The following is a 13286-nucleotide window of genomic DNA, read 5'->3' as shown; positions in this document are numbered from 1 at the left end:
ATGCCAATAGCATGGCACTACCTCTTGTCTGCGGTAAAGCTTTCGTTCGTTACAGGTCATTTATCACCTCATAACTTTTCTTTATAAGCTTCGGATGGATTTTCGCCATAAATAATTAACTTTGCGGTTGGTTGAAAAGTAAAAACTAAAGTATGAAGAAAATTAGAGCCGCCATCGTTGGATATGGCAACATTGGAAAGTATGTGTTAGAGGCCCTGGAAGCTGCTCCCGATTTTGAAGTAGCAGGTGTTGTACGTCGTAATCCGAATGACGTACCAGACGAACTGAAAGCTTATACTGTAACTGACAGTATCACTAAGTTAGATAAAGTAGACGTTGCCGTTTTGGCAACTCCTACCCGTAGCGTTGAATCATTCGCTAAAGAAATTCTTTCATTAGGTATCAATACGGTAGATAGCTTCGATATCCACGGAGGTATCGTAGACCTGCGCCGTTCGCTGGATGCTGTAGCCAAAGCACATAATACGGTTGCCGTTATTTCTGCCGGATGGGATCCGGGAAGCGACTCTGTTGTTCGCGCCTTACTGGAAGCAATGGTTCCGAAAGGAATTACTTATACAAACTTTGGACCGGGTATGAGTATGGGACATACGGTTGCCGTAAAAGCGATCGAAGGTGTGAAAGCCGCTTTGTCGATGACGATCCCGATGGGTACAGGCGTTCACCGCCGCATGGTATATATCGAAGTGAAAGACGGTTATGATTTCAAGCAGGTGGCTGCTGCTATCAAAGCCGACGATTATTTTGCACACGATGAAACGCATGTGATGCAGGTAGAATGCGTAGATAACCTGCTGGATATGGGACATGGTGTGAATCTGGTGCGCAAAGGTGTATCAGGCAAGACACAGAACCAGTTGGTTGAATTTGACATGAAGATCAACAATCCGGCTCTTACTGCACAAATCCTGGTTGCCGTTGCCCGCGCAAGTTTCAAACAAAAGCCGGGTGCTTACACTATGATCGAATTACCGGTGATCGATATGATCTGCGGTGAAAGAGAAGACTTGATCAGACGACTAGTTTAATATAAAAAATATGCTTGATTTTATTACCTGGACGGCTGACCCCGCCATCTTTTCCATTGGTTCACGCGAAATTCGCTGGTATGGACTTGCTTTTGCCATCGGCTTCTGGATTGGTTACACCATCGTGAGCCGGATGTGGAAAAATGAAAAACTTCCTCCTGCATGGATCGATTCCTTGCTTATTTATACTATGGTAGGAACTGTGGTCGGCGCCCGGCTAGGACACTGCCTGTTTTATGATCCCGGATATTATCTAGCTAATCCGATAGAGATATTCAAGGTTTGGGAAGGCGGACTGGCAAGTCATGGCGGTACGTTAGGTATTGTGATCGCCATTTATTTCTATTCCAAACGTGTCTCACATAAAAGTATGCTGTGGACGTTTGACAAGCTGGTGGTTCCGACCGGGCTGGTTGCGGCTATGATCCGTCTGGGTAACCTCATGAATCATGAAATATACGGACATCCAACCGATATGCCGTGGGGATTCCGTTTTATCGAGAACTTACATGCCTGGAAAATGGGAGCGGAGCCAATCTTTACGGTACCCAGCCATCCGACACAGTTGTATGAGGCACTGTGTTATCTGGTCACTTTCGGGATATGTATGTGGCTTTATTTTAAAAAGCAAGCCTGGAAACGCGAAGGACTTATTTTCGGGGTCTTTATGATCATCGTGTTCGGATCGCGTATCTTCATCGAATTTTTGAAGAACAATCAGGAGGCTTTTGAAGATAGTATGATGCTGAATATGGGCCAGTGGCTCAGTTTTCCGTTTGTTTTGGCCGGTTGCTGGTTCGTTTGGAGAGCACTGACGAGAAAGCCGAACAATTACGAAGAATTAAAAAGACGAAATTAAAGAGATGTATAAGTTAAAAGAAATAGCAGATAAGGTATATTACGTAGGAGTTAACGACCGTCAGAAGGCCCTCTTCGAGAATATGTGGCCGCTTCCGTATGGTGTTTCCTATAATTCATATTTGATTGTAGACGAAAAGACTGTATTGGTGGATACGGTGGATGTTTGCTACTCTGATATCTTTTTGAAAAAAATAGCAGATGCACTGGACGGACGGACGCTCGACTATCTGGTCGTGAACCATATGGAACCCGATCATGCCGGAAGTATCCGCCTGTTGCGCCAGCAATATCCCGACGTGCAGATCATTGGTAATAAGCAGACATTTGGTATGCTGGACGGCTATCACAATATAACGACCGGACTTTACGAAGTGAAAGAAGGGGATACGCTGAATATCGGCCGTCATCAGCTTTCTTTCTATATGGCTCCGATGGTGCACTGGCCGGAGGTGATGGTGACATACGATTCGACGGACAAGTTGCTGTTCTCTGCCGATGCTTTCGGTACATACGGTACATTGGACGGCGGTGTGATCGATGAGGAAATGAATGTGGATCATTACTGGGAAGAAATGATCCGTTATTATTCCAATATTGTCGGTAAATACGGTAATCCGGTACAGCGTGCTTTACAGAAACTTTCTGTATTGGGTATCGAAACGATCTGTTCGACTCATGGCCCTGTATGGCGTAAATATGCTAAGAAAGCGGTTGAGATATACGATCGTCTGAGCCGTTATGAAGGAGAAGACGGTGTTGTCGTTATCTATGGAAGCATGTATGGTAATACGGAACAGATGGCGGAAGCGATCGCTTCATCGCTGTCGGCACATGGCGTGAAGAATATTGTGTTGCATAATGTTAGCAAGAGTCCTGCATCCTATATATTGAAAGATGTATTCAAATATAAAGGTATCATCATCGGCAGTCCGACTTACTCGAACAGTTTGTTCCCGGAAGTGGAAGCTATTCTGAGCAAGATTGAAATGCGCGAGGTGAAGAACCGTTTGTATGGTTACTTCGGTTCATTTACCTGGGCCGGTGCTGCGGTAAAACGCCTGACGGCTTTCGGAGAAAAGATGAAATGGGAAACTGTTGGTACTCCTGTTGAACAAAAACAGGGCTTGAAAGCCGATAAGTATGAAGAATGCTGGGCTTTGGGCGAAGCGATGGCGAAACAGCTGACGGCTGACAAGTGATAGTTGACAGTTAAAAAAGGATCTAAAAAAACTATTAATAACCTATCAGTTCCGGTGCGCGGAGGAGGGTGACTATATCTGTCACTTGTCAACTGTCAACTGTCAACTGAAAAAAACGCAAACGTTATGAGACTGATTATTGAACCTGATTACGAGCAACTCTCAAAATGGGCTGCTAATTATGTTGCTGCAAAGATTAAGAAAGCGAATCCGACAGCAGAAAAACCGTTTGTACTGGGATTGCCTACCGGATCATCTCCGCTGGGAATGTACAAGAACCTGATCGAGCTGAATAAACAAGGTGTTATTTCCTTCCAGAATATCATCACTTTCAATATGGATGAATATGTAGGTCTGCCGAAAGATCATCCTGAAAGTTATCATTCTTTCATGTGGAATAACTTCTTCAGCCATGTGGATATCAAACCGGAAAACGTAAATATTCTGAATGGTAACGCTCCTGATCTGGAAGCTGAATGTGCTGCTTATGAAGCAAAAATGAAGGCTGTGGGTGGTGTAGACCTGTTCCTGGGTGGTATCGGTCCTGACGGTCATATTGCATTCAACGAACCGGGGTCTTCTTTGTCTTCACGTACTCGTGTAAAATCGTTGACTACAGACACGATCATCGCTAACTCACGTTTCTTCGATAACGACGTGAACAAAGTACCGAAAACTTCTGTAACGGTTGGCGTAGGTACTGTACTGGATGCTAAAGAAGTATTGATCATGGTAAACGGTCATAACAAGGCTCGTGCTTTGCAGCAGGCTGTTGAAGGTTCCATCAATCAGATGTGGACAATCACTGCTTTACAGATGCACCCGAAAGGTATCATCGTGGCTGATGAAGCTGCTTGTGCTGATATCAAAGTAGGTACATACAACTACTTCAAAGATATCGAAAAAGATAATCTTTGTCCTTGTAGCTTGCTGAAGTAAGTATTAAAAGCTTATAAAACGAAAAACGGAGCTGTATCCTTTTGGTACAGCTCCGTTTTTGTTAGTCTTTATTTCCTGATATGATACCCGGGTCGTTGTCCATGTTTTGGACGGCTTTACGGATGTTCTTCAGTTGTTTGCCGAAATTGAGATTGAAATTGAATTTAATGACTACCGTTCTCGCCATATTATTACTGTGAATATCCGATTTTACAGGATTGAGGGCCGACCAGTTTTCGTTTTCAGATCTGTAAGTACGGATAAAAGGATTGTATACCCCAGCCATTACCGACCAGGCCGGCATTTTATATCCAACCATGAGTGTGTGCATCAAATCGCCTTTCATCAATTGTTCTCCATAAACATATCGGTTTGGAGGAACAATGGTTGCGAAATTGGCGAGCCAGTGACGATATGAAAAGTCAAGATTGACACGAAGCAATTTCATTGTATAGGTATGTAAATAGTTGTTGCCGTGACTGATGTAGCGGTTGAGGCCGGGAATAACAGAGATACTGAGGTGGTCTTTCCAGGGTTTTATGTGGAAGTCTACTTCAAAAGCTAGGTTCTGAAAAGATTTCTGATTATCGTATGTTCGGACAAATTTACCCTCTTCGTAGAATATGGATTCCATGATCGGCTTGTGCTCATAATTATAGGTTACTAATGCGTCTATTCCGAAAAGACCTTTGTTATATCCTGCATTGAAGGATTGATTGATGCTTTGGAACGATTTCAGGCCGGGATTTCCTCTTCGTACTTGTAATACGTCAATGGGTTGTTCCACGTCGTTGAGATAAGCGATAGAGGGAGTGTTATTCTTCAAAGCTGCACTGTAACGGAAAGATAGGTCCTGATTTGGATTGTAAGTGACGCGTAGAGACGGTTGCAGGGCATATTTTTCATTCTTATTATTGCGTTGGCTATAATAGAAGCGGGAGAGAGTCAGGTTTGCCATGTAACTCCATTTTCCTGTTTTCAGTTGGTATTCTCCATAGGCGAAACTTTCGCTTTGATTCATCGTTACATCGGTAGTTGCTGTTCCTGTATATTTATTATCCGTATAAGACTGGATATGTTTTATACCTCCGGTGAATTGACTTTTTCCTATTCTTTTTTCATAAATACCTTCTGCTATCAATGAATACTTTTTTCCTGAAATATCGGATAATATATCTGTCTCAGGGATATTCTCTCTTATTTCCTGATAAATACGGGTATTCTTGGTCTCTATATAAGTCCCGACCAGATTAAATATCAATGACTGGTTGCTTTTTAGATTGTGGTGAAAGTAAAGGTCGAGAGCCGGGATATGATTTTTTTCTACCGTATGGTCGTAAATAGACAGAGGAATGTCCACCCCCGATGAGTAGAGCTTGCTTTTACGATCTTCATATCCGGCGGGAAAATCGTTATAGCTATACCGGAATTGTACATTGAAGATGTATTTATCTTTTTCCAGCAGACTGTAATTCAGATTTGAATACAGTACTTTTTTATTAAAAAGTGTGGGTTCTCCTATTTCCTTTCGTTCTAGTTCGTGATCGGGAAATAGGTATTTTTCATCGTATTCACGTATCCAGTCACCTTTGCGCTGGATAAAGCGGACATTAGCTGAAAATTCTGATTTGCCGTTATTATAGTTTGCGGAAAGCATATCGTCTATGGAGGTACGATCTTTTCCGATACTGTGAAAAGCACCGCCACGGATGCCGCCTCCCGATTCTTTTTTACATGTTATATAATCTATTACTACAGCGGCATTTCCGTAACGCACTCCCGGGCTGTCGTGATATTCGATCCGGACAATATCCTCCGGATTCAAGGCTGCTATTTCGGGATAGGTGACAAGTATCCCGTTGACTCTCAATTGTACTTCTCCATTTCCCGGGGTGGTTATTTCTCCGGATATTACATCTACCATAATACGGGATAACTGCATTTTATTTAGTAGATCAACTCCGTTCGTAGAACCTTTTCGCTGAGTCTCGGAAGGTAATATCGACAGTCTGTCTCCTTTATTGATAACCGATTTAGCGGTTACGGTCACTTCGTCCAGGAGAAAGGATGAGGTAGTCACAAATGTAGAATCTCCCAACATGGTTACTTGTTGGGCCGATACAGGTAGGAGCTGTAAAAATATAGTAGCGATAAATGATAAAATTGTCTTTGTCTTCATACGATTCATTTCTAATTCCGTTCATTCGGTTTGTTGTAATTCAAAATTGTAATTGTTTGGATAGCCTATCTATATATCGGTGACGAATGACCGAAAAGAATATTTTAGAAAAGTGAGCTAAACTTTATTTTCTTTGTAATAGTTTCGATCAGGTAACGTTTATACTGTATACGGTTAAAAAAAGTAAAAATGTTTTTATTTTGCTTTTAGTGTTTATCTTTGGTCCGTGTTTATGAGTAAAAACGGGCCTTATGGAACGTATATAATTGTTTAAATTTATTGAGATAGTATTTTGTGTTTAATATCTAAAACAATTTAGTAGTATGAAAAAGATCGCTTTATTATTGTTGCTTTTCGTCGCATTTCAGGCAAGTGCACAAGAATTTCATTTTATTCCGAAGATCGGTTTGAACTTTGCCAATATGACAAATATTGACGGAAGTATGAAACCGGGACTGAATGTAGGTGTAGCCGGTGAAGTGATGATGACTGATAACTTTGCAATAGAACCGGGGATATTCTATTCGATGCAAGGATCTAAACTGAAAGAAAGTGGTGCTTCAGTGAAATTTAAGAATGATTATTTGAATATTCCTTTTTTATTTAAAGGCTATGTTTATGAAGGATTTAACTTATTTGCAGGTCCTCAGATAGGAATCAAGGTTTCTTCAAAGTTAAAAGCATCTGAATCCGGAACCTCTGTTTCAACGGATATTGCCAGCGATTGGTTTAAATCATTTGATTTTTCGGTAGCGATTGGTGCTGGTTATCAGACATCTCAGGGTGTAATGTTTTCATTAAGCTATAATATAGGATTGACAAATGTTCTTGATAAAGACAATATCGCTTCTTTTATAAATAAAAATAGTAGTTTAGGTATTAGTGCTTCCGACCTGGATGGAAAAAGCCGTAACGGTGTCCTTCAGTTCAATGTCGGTTGGCGTTTCTAAGAGATGTAATATCGGATTCTGCAAACTATATAACGAAATCTGAATATATCCGAATAGAAAAGAATGATATTTTTGTGGTATAAAATTCTATTACCATGAAAAAGATAATAATTAATTTCTTGTTTCTGTTCTTGTCCATACCTTTCGTTTGTGGGCAGGAACAGATCTTACCAGTCCCTTCCCATCGACCCAGTCCAGCACAGCAAAAACAGATTGCCCGTAAATATGGGATGTTCATCCATTTCGGACTGAATACATTCCAGGATCAGGAATGGACGGATGGTTCCAAGCCAGCCTCTTCTTATCGACCGACGACTGTCGATACCGATCAATGGATCAGGGCGGCAAAGGAGGCCGGCATGAAATATGTCATTCTTACGGCAAAACACCATGAAGGATTCTGTCTGTGGGATAGTAAATATACGGAATATGATGTAGCGAGTTCGGGTAATACCACAAATGTAATTGAATCGATAGCAAAATCCTGTAAAAAATATGATATCGGTCTGGGACTGTATTATTCTTTATGGGACCGTAAGGTGAATGCAGATGTGAAAGATCCTGGTAAAGACGCCGCCTATAATGAATACATGCTTTACCAATTAGATGAATTGATCGATATTGTGCAGCCGCATACCAATATTGTAGAGTTCTGGTTTGACGGAGGTTGGGAAAAAGAGAATTACCGTTGGCCGGTGAAAGAGATTTATCAGACGATAAAATCGAGACAGCCGGATTGCCAGATCGGTATAAACTGGACGATCGGCTTGCCGGATAATCCTGATGCTCATCCTGTATTGCCGGAAAACCAGCAGGAAGGTTATCCGATCCGTTACTTCCCGAGTGATTTCCGTCTGGGAGATCCCTATCTGCCTGCTGATAATGATCCGAAAGTCTTTACTCATGAAGGAAAAGAGTATTATATGCCGTGGGAATCGACCATTTGTATCAGCGAACGTTGGTTCTATAATACGACCGACAAAAAATATAAACCAGTTGACGAGTTGGCAAAACTGTATCATCAGTGTACAAAGAATGATAATATCCTTATCCTGAATTGTCCACCTGATCGTAGCGGTAAAATACGGACAAAAGATATCCAGCTATTGAAAGAGTTGCGGGAAAAGATTCAATAAAACACTTTTATATATGGGCAGAGCTGTTAATGATTATACATATCTTTGTTATAAAAATCTAATATTTTGATCTGGGCATTGTAGGCCGTTTGTGCCGGACTATCGGGATTCAGTTCTATGGCTGTCAGGTAATTATTCAATGCCTGTCGGATATCGCCCATTTTACGATATACATTCCCACGCAGGTAAAATGCTTCATCGTCTGAAGCATTTTTTTTTATGTATTCATCCAACAAACGCAAGGCTTCTTCTGTTTTATTATCGTTGATAAGTTGTCTGATTGTTTCCATATTGAAATAATGTGATATTTTGTGGACAAAGATAATTCTGAAGTGCTTACATACATAATAATCACGGTTTAAAAAACTGTTTTTTTGTTACTGATGTACGGTTACGTTAATTATTTATGTAAGTTTGCACTCGATTTCTAAAAAGTGAAAAGTGATTATGCAAAAGAATCTGGTAATAGTGGAGTCACCTGCCAAGGCAAAAACCATAGAAAAATTCCTCGGGAAAGATTTTAAGGTTATGTCAAGTTACGGTCATATCCGCGATTTGAAAACAAAAGAATTTAGTATCGATATCGAGCACAATTATGCTCCGCAGTACGTGATTCCGGCTGATAAGAAGAAGTTGGTTTCCGAATTGAAATCCGAAGCGAAGGCAGCCGAACAGGTATGGCTGGCATCCGATGAGGACCGCGAAGGAGAAGCTATATCCTGGCATCTGTACGAAGTTCTGGGATTGAAACCGGAAAATACTAAACGTATTGTTTTCCACGAAATTACCAAGAATGCTATTTTGCATGCTATCGAAACGCCGCGTGATATCAATATCGACCTGGTGAATGCACAGCAGGCACGTCGTGTATTGGACCGTATCGTGGGTTTTGAACTTTCTCCTATTCTATGGAGGAAAGTGAAACCAGCACTGTCTGCCGGTCGTGTACAGTCGGTTGCTGTCCGCCTGATCGTAGAACGTGAACGTGAGATCAATGAGTTTGTCTCGGAAGCAGCCTATCGTATCATAGCTAATTTTACGCTTCCTGACGGGACAACGATCCTGAAAGCGGAGTTGAACAAGCGTCTGAAAGATAAAAAAGAGGTAATGGAGTTTTTGGAATCCTGCAAATCTGCCTCTTTTAGTATCGACGAGATCACAAAGAAACCAGTAAAGAAATCACCTGCACCTCCTTTCACTACTTCAACATTACAGCAGGAAGCTGCCCGTAAGTTGGGATACTCTGTGTCGCAGACCATGATGATCGCACAACGTCTGTATGAATCCGGATTGATCACTTATATGCGTACCGACTCGGTGAATTTAAGTGACCTGGCGTTAGGAACGTCCAAAGAGGCTATCCTGGAAACTTATGGAGAGAAATATTATAAATTCCGCCAGTATCACACGAAGAGCAAAGGGGCACAGGAAGCGCACGAAGCTATCCGTCCTACCTATATAAGTAATACGGAGATCAGCGGATCGGCACAGGAAAAGAAATTATATGAATTGATCCGCAAACGGACGATTGCGTCACAGATGGCGGATGCCGAACTGGAACGTACGACGATTTCCGTTTGTATCAATAATAAGAAAGAAAAGTTTGTAGCTGTAGGTGAGGTGATCACATTCGACGGCTTCCTTCAGGTATACCGTGAAAGCTACGATGATGAAAACGAAAAGGAACAGGAGAATGGTCTGTTGCCGCCGGTAGAATTGCATGAGGTATTGTCGTTGAACGATATCGTAGCAACGGAACGTTTTACTCAGCGTCCGCCGCGTTATACGGAAGCCAGTCTGGTGCGCCGTCTGGAAGAACTGGGTATCGGTCGTCCTTCTACGTATGCTCCTACCATTCAGACGATACAGAATCGCGAATATGTGATCAAAGGCGATAAGGATGGTGTGGAACGTGTTTATAGCGTGATCACGCTTGCAAAAGATAAGATCAAGGAAGTCGATAAGAAAGAAATTGTCGGTGCAGACCGTAACAAGCTGATGCCTACTGATATCGGTACGGTTGTGAACGATTTTCTGATGTCTTATTTCCCGGATGTACTGGATTATAATTTTACAGCCAGTGTGGAAAAGGAATTTGATGCTGTTGCTGAAGGAGATATGGTCTGGACAGAAGCGATCGATAAGTTTTATAAGTTATTCCATCCGATCGTAGAAGAAACAGCCGCCGTGAAAACAGAGCATAAGGTCGGTGAACGTCAGCTGGGCGTAGATCCTAAGAGCGGCAATCCGGTGTTTGTAAAAATCGGTCGGTATGGTCCGGTTGTACAGATCGGTCAGGCTCATCCGGATGACAAAGAGGCTCCTAAGCCTCAGTTCGCAACATTGATGAAAGGCCAGTCTATCGAAACGATCACGCTGGAAGAAGCATTGAAATTGTTCGATCTGCCTCGCACGATCGGCGAATATGAAGGTAAAGATATGGTAGCCGCTATCGGTCGTTTCGGACCGTTTATTCGCCATGATGGGAAATTTGTCTCTATACCGAAGGATATGAATCCACTTTCCATTACGGCCGAAGAAGCGATCGAGTTGATCGATGAAAAGCGTAAGAAAGATGAACAACGTTTTCTGAAGAAGTTTGAGGAAGATCCTGAATTGGAAATATTAAATGGCCGTTATGGTCCTTACATTACTTATAAGAAAGCCAATTACCGGATACCGAAGACAGTTACGAATCCGGAGAAACTGACTTATGAAGAATGTATGAAAATCGTTACCGAAGCTGCAGAAAAGCCTGCGGCAACGAAGAAACGAACGACAAAGAAAAAAGCATAATCCGATAGATCATAAAAAAACTCCTGTTGATTTCTCAGCAGGAGTTTTTTTATATTATATATGTATTGGATCTGATTACATTCTTTCCGGAACTTCGATCCCCAGCAACGACATACCAGATTTTACGATCTTGGCTACGTTGGCTGACAGTACAAGGCGGAATTGTTTGATCTCCTGATTTTCTTCACGTAGGATAGAGAAATCATGATAGAACTGATTATATTCTTTCACCAGGTCGTAAATGTAGTTGGCGATATAAGCCGGGCTGTATTCTTTACCTGCTTCTTTCACTGTCACTGCATAGTCGGCGATCATCTGGATCAACCCTTCCTCTTTCTCCGAAATAGGGGTGTTAACCGGTAATTGTTCGGGAAGAACAATTCCTTGTTCGGCAGCTTTGCGCAAAACGGAACGGATACGGGCGTATGTGTACTGAATGAACGGACCGGTATTCCCGTTAAAGTCGATAGATTCTTTCGGGTTGAAGGTCATATTCTTACGCGGGTCGACTTTTAGGATAAAATATTTCAGTGAACCTAATCCTACTATGCGGGAAATATTATTCGCTTCATCCGGAGTCATTTCATCCAGTTTCCCTAGTTCCTGAGATATTTCGTGAGCCGTGCCGATCATTTCTTCCATTAGGTCGTCAGCATCGACAACAGTACCTTCACGGCTCTTCATTTTTCCTTCCGGGAGTTCTACCATTCCGTAGGAGAAGTGCACCAAGCCTTTACCGAATTCGAAACCTAACTTATCGAGCAGGATGGATAATACCTGGAAATGATAATTTTGTTCGTTTCCAACGACATAGATCATTTTGTTGATCGGGTAATCGTCGAAACGCAGTTTGGCTGTACCGATATCCTGTGTCATATATACGGAAGTACCGTCGGCACGGAGTAACAGCTTTTCATCCAGTCCGTCTTTTGTCAGGTCTGCCCATACCGAACCATCTTCACGGCGGTAGAAAATTCCCTTTTCAAGACCTTCCATTACTTTGCCTTTTCCTTCCAGGTAAGTTTGTGATTCGTAGTATATTTTGTCGAAGTTTACCCCCATCATTTTATAGGTTTCATCAAAACCGGCGTAAACCCAATTATTCATCTTTTCCCATAATGCGCGGACTTCGGCATCGCCGGCTTCCCATTTACGAAGCATTTCACGTGCTTCAGCCATAAGCGTAGATTGAGCTTCAGCTTCTTCTTTAGTCAGGCCCTTTGCTTCCAGGTCTTTCAGTTCCTGTTTATAATGCTTGTCGAATAATACATAGAAATCACCGATCAGGTGGTCGCCTTTTTTGCCGGATGATTCAGGAGTAACGCCCTCACCCCATTTCTGCCAGGCGAGCATCGATTTGCAGATATGAATACCACGGTCGTTTACAATATTCGTTTTAACGACTTTGTTCCCGTTTGCCTTCATGATCTCTGACAAACTGTAACCAAGCAGATTGTTACGTACGTGACCGAGATGCAGGGGTTTGTTTGTGTTAGGAGAAGAATATTCGATCATCACCAACGGAGATTGTTCCGTAACAGGAATGATCCCGTAAGATGGTTGTGCATTGACCGTATTCAACAGGTCGATCCAGCAAGGACCGGCAACGGTCAGGTTCAGAAAACCTTTGATTACGTTGAACTCAGATACAGCCGGTTCATTTTTCAGCAAATACTCGCCGATTTCCTGGGCTGTCTGTTCCGGTGATTTCTTGGATGTACGAAGAAAAGGAAATACAACCAGGGTAAGATGTCCTTTAAACTCTTTTTTTGTCTTCTGTAACTGAATCTGGGCCTCTGAAACTTCGGCACCGTACAGTTCTTTAATTCCGGCAATGATCGCACCGGTGATCTGCTGTTCAATAACCATATTCTTACTTCTATATATTCTGATTTTATTTTGGATGCAAAGGTACATGATTATTTTCTAAAAACCTGCGTATAGGTATTTTGAATTAGCAGGAACCCGAGCCTTTACTATAAATCTTCTTTTTGGATGATCACTTGCTTTTTTCATGCGAAAGCCGTTGAATTATGTATGGTTAGCATGTGTGTATAGTTAAAATGTCGAGAAAGTTGCGGAAAATGTAAAATACCCGTGGGGGTGTTGTGAAATAGGAGATATATTGTATAATGCGTGTATGATATCAGAAACGGTTATCGCGCAATGATTTATTT

Annotated in this window: 10 protein-coding genes; 7 read left to right on the top strand and 3 right to left on the bottom strand. The window is 41.9% G+C overall.

The window, feature by feature from the left end; genetic code table 11:
- Positions 1–152: 152 nt before the first annotated feature.
- From DWX23_RS04960 to nagB, 4 genes are all read left to right on the top strand, one after another.
- Positions 153–1049, top strand: coding sequence for a diaminopimelate dehydrogenase (locus tag DWX23_RS04960; protein WP_122356441.1), 897 nt, complete (start codon positions 153–155; stop codon positions 1047–1049).
- Between the two features lie 10 nt (positions 1050–1059).
- Entirely contained in the window at positions 1060–1908 is an 849-nt protein-coding gene (lgt, locus tag DWX23_RS04955) for a prolipoprotein diacylglyceryl transferase (RefSeq protein ID WP_122373651.1), read from the top strand.
- A 4-nt stretch (positions 1909–1912) separates the two neighbouring features.
- Positions 1913–3109 (top strand): FprA family A-type flavoprotein, encoded by a 1197-nt coding sequence (locus DWX23_RS04950; protein ID WP_122356437.1) that lies wholly within the window; start codon positions 1913–1915, stop codon positions 3107–3109.
- A 126-nt stretch (positions 3110–3235) separates the two neighbouring features.
- Entirely contained in the window at positions 3236–4048 is an 813-nt protein-coding gene (gene nagB / locus DWX23_RS04945) for a glucosamine-6-phosphate deaminase (protein ID WP_122356435.1), read from the top strand.
- Between the two features lie 61 nt (positions 4049–4109).
- Here nagB and DWX23_RS04940 read toward each other — a convergent pair whose 3' ends face one another.
- A complete protein-coding gene (locus DWX23_RS04940) occupies positions 4110–6227 on the bottom strand; it encodes a TonB-dependent siderophore receptor (RefSeq protein WP_147382523.1) in 2118 nt (705 codons plus the stop codon).
- A gap of 323 nt (positions 6228–6550) precedes the next feature.
- On the opposite strand from DWX23_RS04940, the gene DWX23_RS04935 reads away from it, so the two are divergent.
- Positions 6551–7177, top strand: a complete 627-nt coding sequence (locus DWX23_RS04935) for a porin family protein (protein WP_122373649.1) — start codon at positions 6551–6553, stop codon at positions 7175–7177.
- A gap of 95 nt (positions 7178–7272) precedes the next feature.
- The gene (locus DWX23_RS04930) at positions 7273–8313 is read left to right on the top strand and encodes an alpha-L-fucosidase (protein WP_122373648.1); all 1041 of its coding nucleotides are present in this window, start codon (positions 7273–7275) and stop codon (positions 8311–8313) included.
- 26 nt (positions 8314–8339) lie between these two features.
- Here the strand turns inward: DWX23_RS04930 and DWX23_RS04925 are convergent, their stop codons facing one another.
- Positions 8340–8603, bottom strand: a complete 264-nt coding sequence (locus tag DWX23_RS04925; RefSeq protein WP_122356427.1) for a tetratricopeptide repeat protein — start codon at positions 8601–8603, stop codon at positions 8340–8342.
- A 157-nt stretch (positions 8604–8760) separates the two neighbouring features.
- Between DWX23_RS04925 and topA the strand changes: the two genes are divergently transcribed.
- Entirely contained in the window at positions 8761–11109 is a 2349-nt protein-coding gene (gene topA / locus DWX23_RS04920; protein ID WP_122373647.1) for a type I DNA topoisomerase, read from the top strand.
- Positions 11110–11184: 75 nt separating this feature from the next.
- Here the strand turns inward: topA and argS are convergent, their stop codons facing one another.
- Entirely contained in the window at positions 11185–12978 is a 1794-nt protein-coding gene (gene argS, locus DWX23_RS04915; RefSeq protein ID WP_122373646.1) for an arginine--tRNA ligase, read from the bottom strand.
- Between the last annotated feature and the right edge of the window lie 308 nt (positions 12979–13286).

The sequence above is a fragment of the Parabacteroides sp. AF18-52 genome (genome assembly GCF_003479145.1).
GTDB lineage: Bacteria > Bacteroidota > Bacteroidia > Bacteroidales > Tannerellaceae > Parabacteroides > Parabacteroides faecis.
Note: the sequence above shows the minus strand (reverse complement) of the source record. Positions and strands in the feature narration are given on the sequence as shown.